Genomic DNA, 21,889 nt, shown 5'->3' on the forward strand with positions numbered 1-21,889 from the left:
TTATGGTGTTAAACAAAGCAGGAAAAGACATCCCTGAATGCTATGCCAACCAATACGGGGTCTTTGAAAATGAAACGGCCAATATCCATGCCTACAAAGAAGCGAGTCGCAAGATCGAGCCAGTCCTGCCAGGCAAAAGCAAGGTCTTAGGCAGCATACGTGAAGCCATTGAAAAAACAGGGCTAACGGACGGCATGACGATCTCCTTCCACCATCATTTTCGCGAAGGGGACTTTATCATGAATCTCGTTTTGGACGAGATCGCAAAAATGGGCATCAAGAATCTTGCGATTGCCCCTAGTTCCATCGCGAATGTCCATGAACCATTGATCGGACATATCAAATCTGGGGTCGTGACCAATATCACCTCCAGCGGTCTGCGGGACAAAGTCGGTGCCGCAATCTCCGAAGGCATTATGGATGCCCCAGTCATTATCCGTTCTCATGGCGGTCGGGCTCGTGCGATTGCCGCCGGCGATATCCACATCGATGTCGCTTTCTTAGGAGCGCCTAGCTCAGATGCGTATGGCAACGCTAATGGCACCGTCGGAAAAGCAACCTGCGGCTCATTGGGCTATGCGATGGTCGATGCAAAATACGCCGACCAAGTCGTGATCATCACCGACACCCTGGTGCCGTTTCCAAATACCCCAATCAGCATTCCCCAAACGGATGTCGATTATGTTGTGGAAGTCGACGCCATCGGTGATCCTGCAGGGATCGCAAAAGGTGCGACCCGCTTTACCAAAAATCCAAAAGAATTGCTGATTGCTGAGTATGCAGCCAAGGTCATCACCAGCTCGCCTTACTACCAACATGGCTTCTCCTTCCAAACTGGAACGGGCGGTGCCGCATTAGCCGTTTCTCGTTTTTTACGCGAAGCAATGATCCAAGATGAGATCAAAGCCAGCTTTGCCCTTGGCGGCATCACCAATGCCATGGTGGAACTGTTAGAAGAAGGATTAGTAGAAAAACTGATCGATGTCCAAGACTTCGATCACCCTTCTGCACAATCGTTAGGAAAAAACGCCAATCATTATGAGATCGATGCCAATATGTATGCCTCACCGTTAAGCAAAGGGGCGTTTATCAATCAATTAGATACCGCCATTCTTTCCGCACTGGAAGTTGATACGAATTTCAACATCAATGTCATCACCGGTTCTGACGGTGTGATCCGCGGTGCTTCTGGCGGCCACTCAGATACCAGTATGGCGTGCAAAATGAGCTTAGTGATCGCTCCTCTCGTGCGGGGACGGATCCCAACGATCGTCGATACCGTCAACACGATCGTCACGCCAGGCGCCAGCATTGATGTCGTCGTCACGGAAATCGGGATCGCCATCAATCCTGCTCGCAAAGACCTGATCAGCCATTTTGAAGCATTGGATATTCCCCAATACACCATTGAAGAATTAAAAGAAAAAGCCTACAGCATTGTCGGTCAACCCGAACCAATCAAGTACGGGGAAAAAACCGTCGCTTTGATCGAATACCGCGATGGCACGATCATTGATGTGGTCAAAAATGTCTGATGCCCTATTTTCAGGAACCCCTGTGACGCTAACCGACATGCTGCAGGCGCGAGAAAATAGAAGCTCCCTTCAACGGGAGCTTCTCGCTGCGGATGAAAAAGCGGCATTACTTGTTGCCACCATGAATATTCCTGGTCCCGTGAAAAATTCTGCCTCATTGACCGCAGTTTTTGAAGAACTCATTACGGAAATCGAAGAGGTCGTCAAGGAACTAATTCCACTGGCAAACCTCTACCGCAGTTTGGAGACCGGACCAGAATATTATCTCGTACTGCCCACAGATCCTTATGAACTAAAACGAATGATGGTTCAGATTGAGACCAATCATCCTTACGGCCGGTTGGTGGATCTTGATGTCTTAACCAAAACCCAAGACCAGCTTTTACCTATCAGCCGCACCGAAATTGGACTGCCTGCAAGAAGCTGCTACGTCTGTGAACAAGAAGCCAAAGTTTGTGGCCGTTCTAGAACTCATAGCGTAGCAGACATGCAGCAGCAGATCCGTAAAATCATTCAGGAAAGAGTGAAAGAATGAAAAAAATCCAATTTACCGAAACCGTCTTGCGGGACGGCCAACAAAGTCTGATCGCCACGCGAATGCCTACCAGCGATATGCTGCCGATTCTAAAAACCATGGACCAAGCAGGCTATCATGCCCTGGAAATGTGGGGCGGCGCGACCTTCGATGCTTGTCTGCGTTTTTTAAATGAAGACCCATGGGAAAGATTGCGGGCGATCCGCAAAGAAGTGAAAAAGACCAAACTGCAAATGCTCTTACGGGGACAAAATCTCTTAGGCTACAAAAACTATGCCGATGACGTCGTCACCGACTTTGTGACCAAATCGGTCGAAAACGGCATCGACATTCTTCGTTTGTTTGATGCTTTAAATGATGTCCGCAATTTAGAAACCGCCATCCGCGCCACAAAAGCAGCCGGTGGACACTGTCAAACGGCAATCTCTTATACTACTAGCCAGATCCATACCGTGGATTACTTCGTTGACCTTGCCAACAAAATGGCAGACCTCGGCGCAGATTCTATCTGTATCAAAGATATGGCAGGCGTTTTGACGCCGCAAACCGGCTACGAGTTGGTCAGCCGAATCAAAGACGCGGTCGATCTGCCGCTGGAAGTCCATACCCATGCCACCAGCGGCATTGCTGAGATGACTTACTTAAAAGTTGCGGAAGCCGGTGCAGACATCATTGATACCGCCATTTCCTCTTTTGCTGGCGGCACCAGTCAGCCAGCAACCGAATCTGTGGCAATCGCCTTAGAAGATTGCGGCTTTGCTACGGGACTTGATTTGCAGAAAGTCGCTGAGATCGCGGAACACTTCAATCCCGTTCGTGATCGTTTCCGCGAAGAAGGACTACTGAACCCGAAAGTCAAAGACATCGAACCCAAAACCTTGATCTATCAAGTACCTGGCGGCATGTTGTCGAACCTACTCAGCCAATTGACGGAACAAGGATTGCAAGACAAGTATGAAGAAGTTCTAGCAGAGGTACCAAAAGTCAGAGCGGACTTGGGCTATCCACCGCTAGTGACCCCATTGTCGCAAATGGTCGGCACTCAAGCCTTGATGAATGTGATTTCAGGAGAACGCTACAAACTTGTCCCAAGTGAGATCAAAGATTACGTCAAAGGATTTTATGGACAATCGCCAGCACCCATCAGCGAAGAAATCAAAGAAACAATTATCGGAGATGCTGAAGTGATCACTGTCAGACCAGCTGATCTACTGGCACCACAACTGCCAGCCTTTCGGGAAGAAATCGCTGAGTATGCCAAAAGCGAAGAAGACGTGCTGATGTACGCCCTCTTCCCTCAGCAAGCCCAAGACTTTTTAGGCCGACGAGAAGATCCCTTTTATGATGTCCCCGTACAGACAGTGTCTGTGAGGATTGCGGTGGATTAACAATGAAGCCAGAAATAGAGAAAACAACTTAAAGTGCCCCTCACAAATTCGCTTGCTTTAGCAAATTTGTGAGGGGTATTACCATCTATAGGTTGTTTCTTCGTTTTTACTAATCTGCAGTGCAAAAATACGTACGCCACAGCCACTCCACCAATAAGCTTGCATTAATCGCTTCTCGCTCACGTATTTTGGGTAGCTGAGAAGCCAGGATTGTGCTTCTTCTCCATCCATTCTATAATCAGCTAAAAGAAGCGTTTTAAAGGAGGGTCTAGCCATGCAACGATACATCGCTTTATTAAGAGGCATCAATGTCGGTGGGAATAACAAAATTTCTATGAAAGAATTGAAAGCCGGTTTTGAAGAACTGGGGTTTAGCAATGTGGTCACTTATTTGAATAGCGGCAATGTGATTTTTTCTAGCGAAGATGATGATCCACAAGCCCTTGCCGAAATGATTAAAGCAATGATCAAACGGTACTTTTCCTTTGATATCGCTATTTATATCATTCGCCAAAGAGACCTGCAGGAACGCTTGACCCATATACCTGACTGGTCAGGAACGGAAGATAAAACCATCTATGACAACCTGATCTTTTTGATGCCTTCACTGACCTACGAGGTGTTATCTGAAAAACTCGGGGCTCCAAATGCCGACCTTGAACAGGTTTTCCCTTACAAAGACGTCGTCTTCTGGTCCTACATCCGCAAAGACTATCAAAAAACCAATTGGTGGAAAAAAACAGCCAGCACCAGCGTCGGCAAACAGATTACGATTCGGACTATCAATACGGTGCGGAAGATTGCGGAGATGTGAGGAATAGCAAGCCTTCTAATAATTATAAAAACCGTCAGGTAGACTCTCCTGACGGTTTTCTTATAACATTCTAATGTCTAATTAGTTCTCGTTACTACTATTCGTGATGCGCTTTAATTGACGTTAAGTTTCTACGCAATCATCCCGACTAGAAGCAATAAACTACCGAGAAGAATAATAGATTTTCACATCGTTTATTTCTATACTGAATATCTATGATAAAACAAAAATCAAGCATTAAGAAGCAATTTGAGTCAACTAGACAATAGTATAGAACGAAAGAAAAAATTCTTATTTGCAACATTCGATTACGCAAAAGATACATATGAACATCTATTATTAGCTATCCTTTTTTCTAGCTCTCATTATAGTTAACCTTTTTTATCTATCCTAACTGTTTTAAAAACTATTACACACGTTCTTTGACATGCTGTTATTGTTCCAACTTCTTTATTGCTAAAGCTAAGCAGCCGATCAATCCTGCATCGTCAGCAAGCATTGGAGTTAGTAGGTATTCTTCGAGAGTAGGGGTATCCACATAGGAACCCATTTTTTCTTTAAACGCTTGGCGAATCAACTCGAGTAGTTGCGGCTGTTTCATTACACCCCCGCCTAAAATTATTACTTCCGGTGCATATAGTAACGTTGTGTTATACACACACTGAGCAAGATAATCTGCCTCAATCGCCCAATAAGGATGATCAAATGAAATGGTTTGGGCTTTTCTTCCAAAGCGCTTTTCAATCGCGGGTCCTGAGGCTAACCCTTCCAAACAATCATGATGAAAAGGACAGATTCCTTCAAATTGATCTTCATTATGACGTTGTAGGAGCATATGTCCCATTTCAGGATGACTGAAACCTGCGACTATTTTCCCACCCACTACAGCTCCACCACCAACACCAGTACCAACGGTGTAATACAGAACACTATTTTTACCTTTTCCATAACCTGCCATATATTCTCCATAACAAGCAGCATTTACATCGGTAGTCCAATAGATGGGAACCGACAAGGCGTTTTCCAAAGCTCCTACAAAATGATAATTTTGCCAAGCTAACTTCGGTGTGTTGGTGATATATCCGTAAGTTCTTGATTCGATTTGAATATCAATAGGACCAAATGCTCCTACACCAATTGATGCGATATTTCCTTTGTACTTATCAAAGAAATCAAACACTTGCTTCATCGTTTCTTCTGGTGTTGTGGTAGGAAAACTTTTCCGTTCTATCACTTGTAATTGTTCATTACCAATCCCACAGACAAACTTTGTTCCACCAGCTTCTATCCCGCCATATAACATTTTATCTACACCTTTCATTCACTCATTTTCAAAAAAAGAAACGTATTTGCACTAAGCAAAATCGTTTCTCACTAAAGGTTTCGTTGTGCCACCTTCGCCAAATTCAATCGGCAATACGGTACGTTTTTCTACTGTCTCTCCATTAATGACAGCAATTAATTTTGCCACTGCCACTTCCGCCATTTGCTTTGTAGGTTGGGCAATCGTTGAGACTAAATAAGGATCTCCTTCTGTCATCTTTTGACCATCAAATCCAATAACTTGGACATCCTCTGGTACGTTTTTCCCTATTTTTTCAAGCATACCAATGACAGCTAATGCCATCGGATCGTTGATCGTAAAAATCCCATCGATATCGGGATTCTCTAACAAAAAATTTGTTACACGTTCTGAGAGATGGTCTAAAGGTTCTAACATATCTAACGCTTTATAGGAAATCCCCAGTTGACGGCACTCGATCTCAAAATATTTTCGACGACTCTTCGTTTCATTCGGTGTTTCTTGGTACCCACCGATATATGCTACATTCTGACATCCTCGGCGATAAAGTTCATTTGCAGCCAAACGTCCACCGGCCGCATTGTCAGCGGTCACATAAATCACCTCTTCAGTGAAATAACGGTCAATACTAACAAAAGGCAGATTACTCGAAATGTATTCATCGATATCTGAATAAGTAATTCCAATGATGCCGTCTACTTTATTTTGGCTGACCATCTGGATATATTCTTGTTCTTTTTCACTATTACCACTGGAGTTACACAAATAAAGCTTGTAGTTTTGTCTTTCTAATGCTGTTTCTACATGGTAGGCAAATTCGCCAAAAAATGGATGCCATACAGTGGGTAGAATCAAAGCAACCGTATTCGTATGCTTCATCTTTAACCCCCGGGCATAAAAATCTGGTTGATAGTTTAACTCTGTCATTGCTGCTTCAACTTTTTCTCTAGTAGAAGCTTTAACAGAACCGTTATTCAATACCCGGGAAACAGTTCCTACTCCGACACCTGCTAATTTTGCGACATCTTTCATTGTTGCTTTCATAGTTGATCCCTCACATTTCTGCACAAGTTTAGTATAATGAATTTTGTCATAAATTACTAATTTTTTCAAAATACTAATAGCAAAGTCATGGGAAATCTAGCTATCTGTTCTTTTCTAAAAATATTATCCTTCAAAACCTATTAAATAATTGATACACCGCCTAAGCAATCAAACATTTATTTCACACTCGCTGTTTCAAAAGCTTGAATACGACTTTCTCCAATCGAATGAAACAAGATATCTCGAGCTTTTTCCAGCTCATAGAAAGTAGCCGTCATAACTTCTAAACCATTAATAAAGACTTCAACTGATGAGGTATCTCTAAAAATCTCAAGAACGAGCTGATTATCAATCAAAGGTACTTCAACTTTTCGGACATTCAGAGATTCTTCTTCCGCCCCTGTAAGCTCTCTTCCTAGTTTCTGACGATCCAATTCAAAAACCTGTTTAGCAGTGTCATAAGTTAGTTTGAGACAATCCGTCTTAGACCGCAGTAATTCAATTGTAAAAACTTCTGCTTTCTCCAAATCTGCGACTAGATGTAAATATGAAGAATCCGACAGTGCGTTTCGAAATACGACTGATGTGTCAGTCACTGCGATATTTTCACTGCCTTGTTGATAAACTAAATGACTATATACAGTTGAGATGGGTTTTTGTACCAATCGATTTTTTTTCACTCTTAACTCTCGGGGCAAACTCATAGAGCCTGCCCAAAGATGGCCTAACTCATGTGTAGGCAATGTACGATCCCACATCTGCATCCAAGCAATCATCACCCGTCCACCATTAGGATCTGTTGTTGTTTGTGGTGCATAAAAATCCATTCCAAAATCCATTTCATGGAAATTATCAACTATCATCTGACCTGTTTCCCAGTCTACCTCACCAATACAAGCCATGGTAGAACTGATATTATGATATTCCAGTCCGTTCTTCTTGATTTGTATCGGTGACATGATTAAGACATCTCGTCCGTCTAAATGGAATAAATCAGGACATTCCCACATTATTCCTTGCTCTGAAGTCCCTTCTAGCAACACAGAGTAAAAGTGCCAAGTATACAAATCTGACGATTGAAACATCACTATTCTACCAGTAGACTGTGTAGATTTAGTAGCTACTACCATATAGTAAGCATCGTTGTGAACAATTACTTTAGGATCACGAAATTCTTGTATCAGCCCATTCTCACCTAGCTGTTTTTCTGCTACCACAGGATTACCACTGTATTTGCTAAAATGAATACCATCTTCAGAGACCGCCAAACATTGATGCTGATGGCTAATACCATCAATTTCTTGACAGCCTGTATAAAATAAATATAGTTTTCCGTCTCTTTCAATTGCACTTCCTGAGAAACACCCGCCGCTGTCATAAGGTTGATCTGGGGCTAACGCTACTGGTAGATCTTCCCAATGGACCAAATCACTACTGCGCGCATGCCCCCAATGCATGGGCCCCCATCGACTATCGTAAGGATAGTATTGATAGAAGAGATGGTAATGCCCTTTGTAATATATAAATCCATTGGGGTCATTTATCCACCCGATGGGTGCGGAAAAATGATAGTTTTGTCGATACTGAGGGTTAACTTTTCCTCGCATCATTTCAATAAATCGATTTGCTTTATCCAAAATCGCCGTTTCTTCTACTAACACTTATTGTGCTCCCTTCAAAAAATTATCATAGCCAGTTTGTTTTATTTGAATCCATTCTTCCAAACCTACACGTTCCAATTCAGCAAGGTATTCTTCCCATTCTTCATCGATTTTACCGCCGGTGATCCACTCTGCTCTTTTGCGATAGATGTAATCCCACATATCTGTTTCAATTTTTGCTAATCGATCTGTTTCTTCTTTTTCTAAAAAGACACGTGGATAGATATTGTCTTCTGTAATATATGGCAAATACGTGTCATGCATCAAATCTAAACGCCACTTCGCATCATCTGGCATTGTCGTGACTGTGCCGTAATAAGAATCAAGAACTGCTAATGGTCCTCCAGCTTCGGTTTTTTGTCTTAGTTCCCCCGGTGCTGTCCCCTCTAAAGGCAAATGTTTTAACATACCATCCTTTAATTCAAAAATATTCGCCTGTGCTTCATCACCGTAGGTTCCCCAGTTATTTTGGACAGACTGTAACGGTTCATACATTTTATCTATCCACCTAGCTGTAAGTTCCAAGTTTTTATTCGCACTAGTAATTACGAAACGATCTCTTGAGAAACCCATGCCATTCGTACGAGTAACGTGTTTCGTTCCATCTGGTCCCGCTAAGACTGGCAAGACGTCATAACTATCATCTGCACCCGTGATATTTGCTTTATCCCAAGTAAAATACACGCCATACTTATGTTCTTTCCCTTTGGCAACATACGTATTCCAATCTTGTTCGAAAGCCTCTTTATCAATAAGACCTTTATTATTCATTTCATTGAAATATTTGATGGCTTCTTTATACCCTTCTTTGTTAGCAGTAAATTGTACCTGGCCATCGTTATCAACGACTAAGTGGTCATCATTATCACCTAGACCGAATGCCCCCATTAAAAATTTTAAGTCTTCGTTTCCTCCATTGTTAATAAAGCTAAAAGGAATTTCATCTGCTTCACCATTACCATTTGGATCTTGCGTCTTGAAAGCCTCCAACACAGTCATCAACTGATCAGTGGTTTGCGGCATTTCAAGACCCAAATTATCCAACCACTCCTTGTTGATCCAAGCCATCCCATTTACTGTATGAATCGACTCTTTTCCTTCGCCTAATTCTTCAATCCAAGGCATAGAGTAAATGTGACCATCAGGTGCAGTAGACATTTGTCGGTATTCGGGGTTTTCATCAAAAATTTTCTTCAGATTTGGCATATAATCTTCGATCAAATCTTCAATCGGTACAATAACGCCACTTTCCGCCCAGTTTAATAAATCATAGTCACCTGCAGCGGCGTTGAAGATGGCATCTGGTAAATCCCCACTAGCGATATCCAAATTTCTTTTTTCGGCAAAATCACTACTGTAGTTTGTCCAATCAATATGGAGATTGGTCTCTTCTTCTAACCGTTGGAAAATCAATTTGTCATTAGGATCATTGGGAGCCAAAGGGGCACTTTGAGACATCATTTTTAAAGATACTTTTTCTTTCAATGGAAAAGAGACATTTTCTAGTTCATAATCAGGGCTTGATGTACTCTTTTCTTTTGAGCCTCCACAAGCCCCCAAAATTAGTACGGAAGTAAAAACGATTGGCAGCATCCATTTTGCTTTCATCTTAAAATCTCCTTTATAATTTTTATTCATACAAATAGTGAACAATACTTATCCTTTAACAGAACCAACTAAAACACCTTTATCAAAATATTTTTGGAAGAAAGGATACATTATGATTAATGGCAGACTAGAAATGACGATCGTTGCGTATTTGATCAACTCAGCAATTTGTTTCATTTCTGCCATGGCTGTATTGGCTCCCACCATGTCTTGTGAGGGTTGGTTTTGGATCAAAATATTTCTTAATACGAGTTGCAACGGCTGTAAGTCGGGATCTTTGATATAGATCATGGCATCAAAATATGAGTTCCATTGCCCAACAAAGGCATATAAAAACAATACGAACATAATTGGTTTAGCTAATGGAAGCATGACTTTGAACAGTATTTGCAAGTCATTGGCGCCATCGATAGTAGCAGCTTCAGAAAGTTCTTTTGGCAAAGCACTAAAATAGGTACGCGCTAAGATAATATTCCACACATTTATAGCACCTGGTATGATAATCGCCCATACACTATCTAACATGCCCAAGTTCTTTACCAATAAATAGGTAGGTATCAAGCCGCCACCAACGAACATTGTAATGACAAAAAAAGTCATAATAATCTTTTTCCCAGCCAAGTTAGGTCGAGATAAAGGATACGCAGTGATCATCGTAATAAATACAGTCAATAAGCTGAAGCTAAAAGAGTAAAACAACGAATTTACAAAACCGCGTAAAATGGAATCATCTGCAAATACCCGTTGATATCCTTGTATTGTCCAATCTTTCGGATTGAAGCTTATACCTTTATTGATCAAAGTAGCTGGGTCCATAAAAGAAGCTACCAGTACATAAATCAGCGGAACAATGGTGATGACGACTAAAAAAGTTACAATCACTCGATTCAACCATAAGATTTGACGGTCGATTTTTGATAAAGCACTATTCATAATTTTCTCCTTTCATTACAAGCCTTGACCATCGTTTAGCCGCTTGGTTATATTGTTGACAATCAGTAATAAAACGACATTAATAATCATATTGAACAGACCAACAGCAGCAGAGTAGGCATAATCACCTGATTGCAAGCCGACTTTGTATACATAAGTGGAAATGATTTCTGAGGCAGGGATGTTCATTGAAGTTTGCATCAAGTAGGCTTTTTCATATCCTACATTCATAATACCGCCGGCGGCCAAGATGAAGCTGATCACCATTACAGGCCTCAATGCCGGCAAATCGATATGCCAAATCTTTTGTAAAATATTTGCCCCATCGATATTTGCTGCCTCATATAAATCGGTACTGACTCCCGCCAGCGTCGCGGTGTAAAGAATGGATGACCAGCCGATTCCTTGCCAAATTCCCGATAAAATATAAATCGTTCTGAAATAAGCTGGATTAGACATGAACATAATTGGTTGCCCCGTAACCTTTTCTACTAACCCATTAATAGGTCCATTTGCGGATAGGAACAAAAACAGCATCCCCACGATAATAACTACTGAGATAAAATTCGGCGCATATAGAATCAACTGGATTTTCTGTTTTATTTTTTTATTGATAATTTGATTCAAGCTCAGTGCTAAAATAATTGGTGGAAAAAAACCTAACAATAAACCATAAATGCTAATTTTTAATGTGTTGCTCAGCAAAAGCGTAAAATTTGGTGAACTGATAAATTCCCTAAAGTGATCTAGTCCTACCCAAGGACTTTCCAAAATTCCTAGCATAGGATTATAGTCTTTAAATGCAATCACAGCACCGTACATTGGCACATACTTAAAGATAAACGTCATGATGATACCTGGTAAGAGCAACAAGTACATCCACTTATCACGCCGCAACTGTTTCTTTAATTTTTTCCACTTCGAGATATTTTTTTTATCCCGTTGTACCGTCCTTATCTCACCACCTGGTCCCAATGTCTTTTCCAATTCAATCTCCTCCCAATACATTTTAGAAACGTTTCCATTTTTGTTTAAAAAAATAAAAATTTAACGAAGATGCTTTTTTGGAAACGTTCCCACTATTTTCGTTTATAGATTACCATAGCCATTTTTTTAAGTCAATATTTTTTTGTAATTATTCTTTCACTCACACTAAGCTTCCTTCAATTCATTTATGGTTTACGAAAATTGTTAAAAATTAAGGATCTCGATTATTTCATTAATCCTATTTTTTCTCTACTTTTCTAGCATTCTTCTTTTATGAGTTTACTTATCACAACTTGCATTCCCTAATCTATTTTCTAACAATCATTCACTGTTTAACCGTTCCAATCGGAAGATTATCTAGTTAATTATTTAAAAATAGCTCGGATTCACATTTATTTTTTGCTTTTTAACTAACTAAAAGCGAAAAGATAAGAGTTAAATTTGTAAATGTATATAAGGTTAAGAGCTGTTAGATGAGCTTTTTAGGGGAATCTCGGAAAACTAAAGATATTCAAAAAAATTGTGAGTTTACTCCAAATCAATACAAAGCTTTTCTTTCAAGTAATCAAGTTTTCTATAGAGACGCTTGCGCTTTCCTCCTATAGCAGTCCCATACTTAGTCAATCTCAACATTCAGCTACGAAATGCTTTTGCATATGAATGATCTGTGATCAGCTACTGATCAAATCTACAATAATCATTGTATTCTCGATGTAAGAGCGTTTAGATCACTACGCAAAAAGCTAGTCAGGGACTGTTCCTAACTAGCTGTGATTACTTTTTCATCTTCCTGTACGTGCCTTTACCTAAGCTAACCGTTAAAGCTAGTTTTATCTTATAGAACTTAGTAAAAAAGAGTTTCTCTTGACTACTATCTCTCTTACTTTTAACTAACTTTAAGCTTCCCTGCAATCAGCCCCACTAGAAGCAATAAACTGCCGGAAAGAACAAACACCCACCGTACATCAAAAACATCTGCTACCTGTCCCATCAACAAGGTGAATAAAGCAAAAACACCGGAATTTAAGATGCCTGAGGCAGCGTAGATGGCAACCAATCGATCGGCTGCTACTTTTTGTTGGATTAATGAGGCTTGTGGAATATTTTTGATCTGGGAAAAGAGCCCGATTAAAACGGATAGTCCTAGAATCAAAAAGCGGTCGCTTGATAGGGCAACGGCAACGGTGATCAGTCCGCCCAAGACAGCGCCCATTACAATCGCTGTTCGTTTGTTTTTATCAAACCGCTCGGAAAATCGCATCACCAGCGCACTTCCTAGCAACGCACCAACAAAATAAGTGGCGTTGATATAGCCCCACCAAGCATCAGGTGCCTGCATCACTTCTCGGACGAATACTAACACAATCGCGGACACCCAGGCTGTATTGGCGATACTTTCCAGCATGTCCATACCAACGATCACCCGAACCAGAGGATCTTTCATAATCCAGCGCCAGCCAATAAACAACTGGTGTCCTAATGGCTGCTTTTCGTTTTTTTCTCGAGTCGTTCTAGGCAAAAACGCTAATACTATCGAGGAACTTAGAAACAGAAAGCTGTCTAATAAAACCAACTGATGAACAGAAAATACTAGCAGCAAGGAGGTTCCGATCGCCCAGCTGCCGATGTTGACTGTTTGAAGCATCGAATTGAATATTCCATTGGCTTTGACGAGGCGATGCTTTTCCACATATTTCGGGATCAAGGCACGACTAATTGGTTCTGAACAGCCGTCCAAAAACGAAATCAATGCGACAAGGCAATATAAAACCAATAGATTCATCGTTTCAGCTTTCAGATAGAGATACGCGGTCATAAAAAAGAGTAAGGCTGTTTTGCACATCTGGCTGACCTTCAGCACTTGTTCTAAGCGAAAATAACTCGTGATGACCGGTGAGAGAAAGCCGGAAATGACACCACCTCCTGTTACTAGCACTGGGACAAGCGCCGCTGCCAAAGCAGAGTCCGTCCAGCTAAAAATAGAACTGATAATTGCCACAATATAAATGGTATCCCCGACATTCGCCACTGTTTGGCCAATGATCAATTGAGTAAATCCCTGATTCTTCTTCATTTGTTTTCCACCTTTACTTAGAAATAACGATTGCTCGTTTTTCTAGTTATTGATCGCCATTTGCTAAGTAAAGGATTTTATTTTGTATGATTCATTTGTGGGCCTCCTCTATCTGGTGTTGCCTAGCTGTCTAATAGTTCTACTATACCAGATTGACGGGTAAAATTATCTTATGTACACTATAATCACATTGCTCAAGGAGGTGCCTATGAATAATTTAGGAACCACGTATCGTAAAATCAGAAAAAGCCGTGGCATCACGCAAGCGCAAGTTTGTAAAGACCTGCTTTCAAGAACCACCTTATCTAAATTTGAGAATGAAAAATTAACGCCCTCCGTTACCCTTTTTATCGCACTTTTAGCGCGAATCGATTGCGGTTTTGAGGAATTTTTTTACATCGCCCAAGGATACCGTTTAAATGAAAAACAACAAATCTTGCATCAATTTTTCTCTTTGTTTTCCAACCAGGATCTAAAAGCATTGCTTGCTTTGAAAGAACAATGTTTACTTTTCCAAAGAACATCCGTCAGTAAAACCATTGACTTATTGTTGTATGTAATCGACTCTCTCACAGCGCTCTCAACGAATGCAGAAAAAGAAATTCCTTGCCTGCCCAAAGTTCTTTTGACGGTTCCCTGGGATGCACTTCAAGCTTATTCCGACTGGACCCTTGATGATATTAAGCTGATCAATTGTCTTTTATACCTCTTTCCAGTTGAAATCGCCCACGCCATCGCCCGCCAATTGATCCAACAACTAAAAAAATACGAAGCACTAGAAAACACTATGTCTTTACAGTGTGCGATTCATTTGAATGTCGCCTTGCTTTATCTGCAAGAGCAGCAACACCAAGAGGCGAAAGAAGCCGCGGATCAAGCCCTGCTATTGGCAAAAAAGAGCAAGCGCTATGATTACTACTCGTTAGCCACTGCTCGAAAAAGTTTTGCGATCGGAGATACGGATTTGTTTGAGCAAGCAAGACAGATGGCATCGTTATTTGAAGATAAATGGACTTGTGAGTTGATTGAGAAGGAGGGACGACAGTTTTTGGGTTGATAGCAGGTTTATTGGAGGATTGCATTGTTTATAATGAGGGAATTGGTGATGAAAGTTTGTTTTGAGCTGAGAAAGTGACTAGCCCCTCCATCTTTTTTGGAGGGTGATGTTGTGATGATTCAGTCGATCGTTAATTGAATGCTGTTGATGCTCCATTATTTTAGATTTAGATAAGATCACACGGTTGTTACTAGCGGTCAACAAGTAGCTTTAAATTCCATTATTTTAGATTTGAACTAGGATCTCCCATAAGTTGTTTTGGTATGTCTTCGATTTACATTCCACTCTTTTAGATTTGAACCGCTTTTCTATAAATATCAAAAGCTTGATCTCTTTTATTTACATTCCACTATTTTAGATTTGAACCCCGCATCTACTACACATTGAAATAATAGGCTTTATAGTCCTCTTTCTGTCGATGTCAAAAATTAGGAGTGATTCATCCCCTTAGATAACATTATATATCAAAAGAAGCTTATATTCTAAGTACTTTTCGTCATCTGTCGTAACTAGGGGAAATTTGAGTTATTCGACATCGACAGACGAATCATTTAAAGCATTCTGTCATCAATTTTGGACTAACGATACCACCACACTTGTTTTCGGATCTTTTCCGATTTGTATTAAAAGAAAGATTCGGTCCAAATTTTCTCAGGTCTTCTGTCGAACGGACTTTTTGTGTTGGATCATTTTCTACGCAAAAACAAAAAAGAAGCGAACTAAAAAATCATTTTACAATTTTTTGGTTCGCTTCTTTTAATAGATTCTCGAAATGAATGATGAAAAAGCCGCCACTACATCTTTTTTAATTTGTATCTATGCTTTAATGTAGCCCTACTTCCAGCACCATAACAATAGACTAAAGCCGAACTTTTTCTATTTGTACTCTGGCAAATAACCTGCATGGGCTTCAATTAATTCATCCACTAGGCAAGTAATTGCTTCTAGCGAGAGTTCTGAAGAGAGATGCGGATCTAGGTAAGCTGCTTGATAGATTTTCGACCGGTTCAATGTCAATGCAGCTTCGACTGTTAATTCTTGTACGTTGATGTTTGTTCGATTTAACGCTGCTAACTGGGTAGGCAGTTGACCTACATAGGTTGGTTGAATGCCGTTCTTGTCCACTAAACAGGGGACTTCAACACAGCAGTCTTCAGGAAGATTGGTTATGAGGCCTTTATTCAAAACATTCCCTGCTATAACAGAAGGAGTACCAGTTACAATTGAATCCATAATGTATGACGCATATTCATTACTGCGAGTATGGGTTAATTCCCCATTCATAACAATACTTTCCCTCATCTGATTCCAGTCACTAATTTGATTTTCACAGCGGCGCAAATACTCATCTAGCGGAATATCGAAACTATCGATTAATTCTGGGTACAAATTTTTAATAAAGTAAGGATGATATTCTGCATTGTGTTCACTGGATTCTGTGATGTAATAGCCAAAACGTTTCATCAGTTCAAAACGCACCGAATCTTGATGAGGATGTGGTTTGGCTGCTGCTAGTTCTCTGATTTTTGGATAAAAATCTTTCCCGTCTTTTGTCAATTCCAGTAAAAAAGCCATATGGTTGATCCCGGCGATCTTCCACTGAAATTCATCAGCATTATATTGTTCTGAAATCCCAAGTTGCTTAAACAACTCTGACACACAAACTTGCACACTATGACAGAGTCCAACAGTTTTAATTTTCGTTCCTTTCAAAATCCCCATCGTCAACATCGCCATTGGATTGGTGTAATTTAATAACCAAGCTTGAGGGCAGACTTCCTCCATTTCTCTTGCAAACTCTAGCATCACTGGCAATGTCCGTAGGGTGCGGAAAATCCCACCGATCCCCATGGTATCACCAATGGTTTGTCTTAGACCGTATTTTTTGGGAATCTCAAAATCAATCACTGTAGATGGCTGGTAGCCGCCTACTTGGATTGCATTGATGACAAAATCTGCGTCGGTTAAAGCTTCTTTGCGATTCTGATAGGTTCGGATTTTTGCCCGATCATGATTGGCATTTTTATTGATCGTTCTCAACATTAGCTCCGATTCTCTAAGCCGCTGTTCATTGATATCGTATAATGCAATATCAGCCTCAGATAAACTTGGGGTCAGCATCGCATCCCCCAACACATTTTTTGCAAATATCGTACTTCCTGCACCAATAAATGTAATTTTAACCATGTACTTGCTCCTCTCAATCTCTTCCATATTTTCTCGAAAAATCAATCTTCTATTTTCCTATTGGCAACATTTACTCCATCGATTGTTTGTCTATTTTTATCTGTAGCAAGACATAATTTTTCAACACTAGATACATTGATACACTTCCAGAAAAGAACAACAGAAACATCGGAAAAAGAAACCCTATACACGCTATGAGAATAAGCAAAGCCAAGACCTTAGCTGTTTGAACTGGAAATGCCAGTGCAAAGCATCCTGCTGAAAAAAAGGTCTGATACATCGATCTTCCCCAATAAACACTGATAGGAAACACATAGACAAGCATGGATAAAGTACCAATAATCGCTAATAGTATGGGAATGCGTAAACCGATAAACAGCGGCTCTTCGGAGGTTAAAACTATGTGAAAATTGATCCCTAAGCTGCCGAGAATCAACCAACAGATGCATCCTAATTTATTACTACGAAAAAATACTTTTTTATAGCAAATAAAGAAGTCCTGCGCTGTCCATTCGGTTTCACCATCAACGATGAAGCTCTTTAACAGAATGAAGCTAGTCATCGTAGCTGGAAAAAATCCAAAGAGACCAACCCCTAAAAGGGTAAACCCTAACCAGAGAATGTTGAGGTACGCAAATTTCATTACCCACTCTAGATACTGTGCCAGTTGATTGATTTTCACTTATTAATCATCCTTTTTTATCTATCCCTTGATCCCTGTCAATGTGATTCCTTCGATAATATAGCGTTGGGCAAACAAATAGACCAGAATAATTGGAATTACCGAAATCGTGGCACCTGCCATCATGTAAGACCAATTTGTCACATAGAGTCCTTTAAAGTTATTTAGCAACAAAGGAACCGTGAATTTTTCAGGCGTTGAAAGATAAATCAATGCATCCATGAAGTTATTGTACGTGCCCATAAAGATAAAGATCGTCATGGCTGCAAGCGCCGGTTTGATCAATGGTAATATGACACTCCAATAAATACGCGGGATGCTCGCACCATCCATCACTGCCGCCTCTTCTAATTCTTTGGGGATTCCTCGAATAAATTGTCTCAATAAAAAAACTGCAAAGGCGTTAAATAAAGCACCAGGAATGATCAACGGCAAATGCGTGTTTAACCAGCCGAGCTTGTCCATAATCAAATACAATGGAATCATGGTGACTTGCTTAGGAATCATCATTGTCGCTAAAAATAGCAGAAACAGAGCCTCGGAACCTTTGAATTTCAATTTTGCAAAAGCATAAGCAGCCATCGATCCAGTGAAAAGCTGACTAACAACGACGATGATCGTAATGTAGAAGCTGTTCCAATAGGCGCGACCAAAAGGCATCGCTTGCAATGAATCGAGGTAATTTTGCCAGACAATCGGATTCGGGAACCAAACAGGTGGTATTGCAAAAATCTGTGTCATATTTTTTAAGGAACTGCCGATCGTCCAGAGAAAAGGAAAGACCATCAAAAAAGAACCGATTGCTAGTAATCCGTGTAAGCACAATTTGCCTACGCTAATTTTCTTATTCTTCATAATGAACCCACCTTTTTTGCGCATAAAATTGAATCAATGTAAGAACCAAAATCGCTACAAACAGGATAACCGCGCCTGCTGCACTTGACCCAAAGCGAAAATCAATAAAGGCCTGCTGATAAATGTGATAAACAAGTGTATAACTGGCTTTCCCCGGACCACCTCGAGTAAGAACAAACGCTTGGTCAAACACTTGAAACGAACTAATGATCGCCATAATGGATAGAAAGAATGTCGTTGGTGAAAGCATCGGTAAGGTGATTTTAAAAAATTGCTGCAACTTACTGGCACCATCCATTTCCGCGGCTTCATAATAGGATTTGGAGATATTTTGAATACCTGCTAAAAAAATTACCATGTTGTACCCTAGTTGCCACCAGATGCTTAACATAGCGATAGATAGCATCACGATCCGAGTGTCCGTCAGCCAATTAGGTCCTTGGATACCGATCATCCCCAATACCTGATTCAATATCCCAATATCACCATTTAAAATCCACATCCACATGACGGACACAGAGACTGAGCTTGTCACAACCGGCATGAAAAAGAACAATCGATACACATTTTTTCCAGTACGTTTATTCAAAACGACCGCTAATACCAGCGCCAAACTCAGACCGATCGGAACAGTGAATAAGGTATAGAGCAATGTATTGTATGTTGCTGTCCAAAAATCAGGATTGGCAAATTGATTGATATAATTCTGAATCCCTACAAACGTCCGAGCACCAAATCCATCCCATGACATGAAGCTCAAGCCAATTGCTATTGCCACTGGAATCAGAGAAAAAATGATGAGCCCTACTAATTGTGGCGTTAGAAATAACCAGGCCCATTTTGTTGTGCTTTTCCTCATCCTACCACCTCCTCATCTAATAAGTATTGCTACGGTTGATTGGCTTCGATCAATTCATTGGCTGTTTTTTCCAAGCGTACTACAGCTTCATCAAGCTCTAACTGCCCTAAGAAGAGTAGATCCAGAATACTTTCTAATTGATCACTTAGTCCTGGAACCAATGCCTGTTTGTCTTCTACTTTACCGATATCTCTTGCATCGATTAAATAGTTGGCATGCTCAGGTATCGTGGCATTTTCAATGATGTCATCTGCTGCCGTCACAGAAGGAACAGCATTCCCCTCATCTTCTAACCGATCCCGTTGTCCTTGCTCCGAAGTATAGTAGGATAGAAAGCGCAACGCTTCTTCTTTATTTTTTGAATGATCACCTACTGCTAAATACGCGGTTGCAATAAAGCTAGGCTCGATTTGTTCACCTGTATTAGTAGGATATGGAATGTAATCAAACTCTAATGCCTCATTTTCGCTGAACATTGGTGTAAACCACCGCCCCGCTGACACAAAGGCTGTTTGGTTGGACATAAACATGGCATCCCCACCTTGCCCCTCTGGCAAAGCCCCGGCATAGGTGAAATTCCCGTCAATTACATTTTTCGTCTAATAAGCAAAGGTTTCTATTCCTCGTTCATTTTCAGGTAAAATAAACGAACCATCGTCCCCATACATTTCTCCACCATTTGACCACAACCAACTGAAGTAGTGATGTGCACCATTTTCTAGGACATGACCATATTTTCCATTAGCAGTGACCGTCTCATTTATCTTTTGGAAATTATCCCAAGTCCAATTTCCAGATTCATATAATTTTTGCGGTTCGTTAGGATCAAGTCCTGCTTCTTCTAGCACTTTTTTGTTGTAATACAACAACATTGGATTGGAATCGACAGAAACACCGTAGATTTGCTCCCCTCTTCGAGCAGGTCCCCAGATTCCTGAGGCAAAGTCATCAACTTTGACATAGCTATCCTCTGATTCCAAGAAATCTGTTAATTCAATCAATCGTCCAGTCGCAATCAGTTGCGCCATTTGTACCTCCCCTACATAAAATAAGTCAGGAGCTTGACTTCCTTGCAACTGCGTGAGTAATTGCTGCGCATACGTATCCCCAGGAGCAGGAATAAGTTCGATGGATACGTTTTCATTTTGTTTCATATAGGCATCAATCGCTCGCTGATATACTTCTTGTTCTGCGGGATTTCCCCAGGCTGTCATGGTTAGCGAAACTTTTCCTTCATTGCTGCCAGACTCACTATGATTTGATTCATTGGAACAAGCCGATAGAAACAGGATACTAACAAAACAAACTATCCCTAGCAAACACAATCTTTTTCTCACATAAATTCCTCCTTATAATTGTTTGGTTGAAAATCAACTAAAGCCTAAGCCTTTCTCGCAAACTTTGTCTGGAAATCAAGTGGTAACGTTTATAAAATTCCTCCTTTCTCTTTCACTTACTATGATCGATCAAAGTTTTATCATTGGTGCTGTTAGGAAAGTCTTAGGTGTGTGATGAAACTCTTCTCCAGTTCGTGACTATGAGCATATTCTATTGAACTTTACCTTAATCATGAAGTTCCTTGGTAAGTTTAAAAATTAGTGTTGTATATGGACTTGCATTATCTGATTGATTTGACAACTCATGATAAAAAAGTAACTGGCAACAGCTGATTCCCATGGAAATAGATTGAACGAATGTATTTCCCAGCACATAGTCTCATTTCCATTTTTCAACCTATAACAGTTTTAATTAAAACCGTATCTATTTTGTATACAACTCATCTTATCACAACAAAATAGATATTTAAACAGTAAAATCTATTTTATATACAAAACATACCTATTTTGTATTCTGTGATACGCTTTTATAAAACAGGTATGAGAGGTGCAGAACTTATGTCCCAACAAGAGAACTTATACGAACCCTCAAGAATAGGGGAAAATGTGGTTAATCTCAGAGAAAGTAAAAATTATTCTCAAGCGCATCTAGCAAAGCTAATGAACCTTAATAAAAATGTTCTCGGCAGAATTGAACGAGGCGAGCGACCGTTAAGAGATACCGAGATTTTAAAACTAGCAGAAATATTTCATGTGTCTACAGATTTAATTCTTGATAATCAAACCGAAGCTATCCCTGATTTACAAAAGAATTTCTTAGACTATCGAAATAGCAGTCAAAAAGATATTTCTAAACAAATGGTAAAGTTTCTTGATTTTCTAAAAAAAGAACCTAACTTAACCTTCTCAGGAAAGGTGCTTTCTAGTGAAGAGCGAAAGAACATCACTACGGCGTTTGAAGTGACAAGTCGTTTGATTAGTGAACAGTTATCTCGAAAATAGAATAGTGGTATGGTTGCGTATTTCTAGT

The 21,889-nt window shown here is 40.3% G+C and carries 17 protein-coding genes and 1 pseudogene; 6 read left to right on the top strand and 12 right to left on the bottom strand.

The features are described 5' to 3' along the window. The first annotated feature begins 2 nt into the window (after positions 1–2). From citF to IGI69_RS16040, 4 genes are all read left to right on the top strand, one after another. Positions 3–1,535 (top strand): citrate lyase subunit alpha, encoded by a 1,533-nt coding sequence (gene citF / locus IGI69_RS16025; protein ID WP_086338801.1) that lies wholly within the window; start codon positions 3–5, stop codon positions 1,533–1,535. Then, positions 1,528–2,070: a citrate lyase holo-[acyl-carrier protein] synthase gene (gene citX / locus IGI69_RS16030; RefSeq protein ID WP_325844050.1), complete on the top strand. Its 543-nt coding sequence runs from the start codon at positions 1,528–1,530 to the stop codon at positions 2,068–2,070. The genes citF and citX overlap by 8 nt, the downstream gene beginning before the upstream one ends. Further along, positions 2,067–3,458 (top strand): oxaloacetate decarboxylase subunit alpha, encoded by a 1,392-nt coding sequence (locus IGI69_RS16035; protein ID WP_086338803.1) that lies wholly within the window; start codon positions 2,067–2,069, stop codon positions 3,456–3,458. The genes citX and IGI69_RS16035 overlap by 4 nt, the downstream gene beginning before the upstream one ends. A gap of 274 nt (positions 3,459–3,732) precedes the next feature. Next, positions 3,733–4,272 carry a DUF1697 domain-containing protein gene (locus IGI69_RS16040; protein WP_086338805.1) on the top strand — a complete coding sequence of 180 codons (540 nt, stop codon included), beginning with the start codon at positions 3,733–3,735 and terminating at the stop codon, positions 4,270–4,272. 433 nt (positions 4,273–4,705) lie between these two features. Here the strand turns inward: IGI69_RS16040 and IGI69_RS16045 are convergent, their stop codons facing one another. The 7 genes from IGI69_RS16045 to IGI69_RS16075 all read right to left on the bottom strand — a co-directional run bounded on the left by IGI69_RS16045 (position 4,706) and on the right by IGI69_RS16075 (position 13,882). Next, positions 4,706–5,575, bottom strand: coding sequence for an ROK family protein (locus tag IGI69_RS16045; protein ID WP_086338806.1), 870 nt, complete (start codon positions 5,573–5,575; stop codon positions 4,706–4,708). Positions 5,576–5,626: 51 nt separating this feature from the next. After that, positions 5,627–6,619, bottom strand: a complete 993-nt coding sequence (locus IGI69_RS16050) for a LacI family DNA-binding transcriptional regulator (RefSeq protein WP_002323463.1) — start codon at positions 6,617–6,619, stop codon at positions 5,627–5,629. A gap of 176 nt (positions 6,620–6,795) precedes the next feature. Further along, complete coding sequence (locus IGI69_RS16055) at positions 6,796–8,280, bottom strand: glycoside hydrolase family 32 protein (protein ID WP_086338807.1); 1,485 nt, start codon at positions 8,278–8,280, stop codon at positions 6,796–6,798. Then, complete coding sequence (locus IGI69_RS16060) at positions 8,281–9,888, bottom strand: ABC transporter substrate-binding protein (RefSeq protein WP_002323465.1); 1,608 nt, start codon at positions 9,886–9,888, stop codon at positions 8,281–8,283. 48 nt (positions 9,889–9,936) lie between these two features. Next, positions 9,937–10,821: a carbohydrate ABC transporter permease gene (locus IGI69_RS16065; RefSeq protein WP_010748894.1), complete on the bottom strand. Its 885-nt coding sequence runs from the start codon at positions 10,819–10,821 to the stop codon at positions 9,937–9,939. A 15-nt stretch (positions 10,822–10,836) separates the two neighbouring features. After that, positions 10,837–11,829 (bottom strand): ABC transporter permease, encoded by a 993-nt coding sequence (locus IGI69_RS16070; protein WP_086338808.1) that lies wholly within the window; start codon positions 11,827–11,829, stop codon positions 10,837–10,839. 865 nt (positions 11,830–12,694) lie between these two features. After that, the gene (locus IGI69_RS16075; protein WP_086338809.1) at positions 12,695–13,882 is read right to left on the bottom strand and encodes an MFS transporter; all 1,188 of its coding nucleotides are present in this window, start codon (positions 13,880–13,882) and stop codon (positions 12,695–12,697) included. A 208-nt stretch (positions 13,883–14,090) separates the two neighbouring features. On the opposite strand from IGI69_RS16075, the gene IGI69_RS16080 reads away from it, so the two are divergent. Next, positions 14,091–14,939, top strand: a complete 849-nt coding sequence (locus tag IGI69_RS16080) for a helix-turn-helix transcriptional regulator (protein ID WP_254907867.1) — start codon at positions 14,091–14,093, stop codon at positions 14,937–14,939. A gap of 876 nt (positions 14,940–15,815) precedes the next feature. Here the strand turns inward: IGI69_RS16080 and IGI69_RS16085 are convergent. The 5 genes and pseudogenes from IGI69_RS16085 to IGI69_RS16105 all read right to left on the bottom strand — a co-directional run bounded on the left by IGI69_RS16085 (position 15,816) and on the right by IGI69_RS16105 (position 20,736). Next, on the bottom strand, positions 15,816–17,126 hold the full coding sequence (locus IGI69_RS16085) for an alpha-glucosidase/alpha-galactosidase (protein ID WP_086338811.1): 1,311 nt from the start codon (positions 17,124–17,126) through the stop codon (positions 15,816–15,818). A gap of 70 nt (positions 17,127–17,196) precedes the next feature. Beyond that, on the bottom strand, positions 17,197–17,808 hold the full coding sequence (locus IGI69_RS16090) for a YesL family protein (protein WP_086338812.1): 612 nt from the start codon (positions 17,806–17,808) through the stop codon (positions 17,197–17,199). Positions 17,809–17,829: 21 nt separating this feature from the next. Continuing rightward, positions 17,830–18,663, bottom strand: a complete 834-nt coding sequence (locus IGI69_RS16095) for a carbohydrate ABC transporter permease (RefSeq protein WP_005233037.1) — start codon at positions 18,661–18,663, stop codon at positions 17,830–17,832. Further along, on the bottom strand, positions 18,653–19,522 hold the full coding sequence (locus tag IGI69_RS16100) for a carbohydrate ABC transporter permease (RefSeq protein WP_005233036.1): 870 nt from the start codon (positions 19,520–19,522) through the stop codon (positions 18,653–18,655). The genes IGI69_RS16095 and IGI69_RS16100 overlap by 11 nt, the downstream gene beginning before the upstream one ends. Positions 19,523–19,551: 29 nt before the next feature. Beyond that, positions 19,552–20,736 (bottom strand): annotated as a pseudogene (locus IGI69_RS16105) (ABC transporter substrate-binding protein). Between the two features lie 681 nt (positions 20,737–21,417). Between IGI69_RS16105 and IGI69_RS16110 the strand changes: the two are divergent. After that, complete coding sequence (locus IGI69_RS16110; RefSeq protein ID WP_254907868.1) at positions 21,418–21,861, top strand: helix-turn-helix domain-containing protein; 444 nt, start codon at positions 21,418–21,420, stop codon at positions 21,859–21,861. Positions 21,862–21,889: the final 28 nt, after the last annotated feature.

The organism is Enterococcus sp. DIV1083b, from assembly GCF_051713705.1.
Taxonomy (GTDB): Bacteria; Bacillota; Bacilli; order Lactobacillales; family Enterococcaceae; genus Enterococcus_D; species Enterococcus_D casseliflavus.

Excerpts from the sequence above, each read along its gene's own strand:
- IGI69_RS16085 (WP_086338811.1), bottom strand. The coding sequence starts at position 17,126 with ATGGTTAAAATTACATTTATTGGTGCAGGAAGTACGATATTTGCAAAA.
- IGI69_RS16040 (WP_086338805.1), top strand. The coding sequence starts at position 3,733 with ATGCAACGATACATCGCTTTATTAAGAGGCATCAATGTCGGTGGGAAT.
- IGI69_RS16110 (WP_254907868.1), top strand. The coding sequence starts at position 21,418 with ATGTCCCAACAAGAGAACTTATACGAACCCTCAAGAATAGGGGAAAAT.
- citX (WP_325844050.1), top strand. The coding sequence starts at position 1,528 with ATGTCTGATGCCCTATTTTCAGGAACCCCTGTGACGCTAACCGACATG.
- IGI69_RS16095 (WP_005233037.1), bottom strand. The coding sequence starts at position 18,663 with ATGAAGAATAAGAAAATTAGCGTAGGCAAATTGTGCTTACACGGATTA.
- IGI69_RS16080 (WP_254907867.1), top strand. The coding sequence starts at position 14,091 with ATGAATAATTTAGGAACCACGTATCGTAAAATCAGAAAAAGCCGTGGC.
- citF (WP_086338801.1), top strand. The coding sequence starts at position 3 with ATGGTGTTAAACAAAGCAGGAAAAGACATCCCTGAATGCTATGCCAAC.
- IGI69_RS16060 (WP_002323465.1), bottom strand. The coding sequence starts at position 9,888 with ATGAAAGCAAAATGGATGCTGCCAATCGTTTTTACTTCCGTACTAATT.
- IGI69_RS16075 (WP_086338809.1), bottom strand. The coding sequence starts at position 13,882 with ATGAAGAAGAATCAGGGATTTACTCAATTGATCATTGGCCAAACAGTG.
- IGI69_RS16065 (WP_010748894.1), bottom strand. The coding sequence starts at position 10,821 with ATGAATAGTGCTTTATCAAAAATCGACCGTCAAATCTTATGGTTGAAT.
- IGI69_RS16070 (WP_086338808.1), bottom strand. The coding sequence starts at position 11,829 with ATGTATTGGGAGGAGATTGAATTGGAAAAGACATTGGGACCAGGTGGT.
- IGI69_RS16050 (WP_002323463.1), bottom strand. The coding sequence starts at position 6,619 with ATGAAAGCAACAATGAAAGATGTCGCAAAATTAGCAGGTGTCGGAGTA.
- IGI69_RS16100 (WP_005233036.1), bottom strand. The coding sequence starts at position 19,522 with ATGAGGAAAAGCACAACAAAATGGGCCTGGTTATTTCTAACGCCACAA.
- IGI69_RS16035 (WP_086338803.1), top strand. The coding sequence starts at position 2,067 with ATGAAAAAAATCCAATTTACCGAAACCGTCTTGCGGGACGGCCAACAA.
- IGI69_RS16045 (WP_086338806.1), bottom strand. The coding sequence starts at position 5,575 with ATGTTATATGGCGGGATAGAAGCTGGTGGAACAAAGTTTGTCTGTGGG.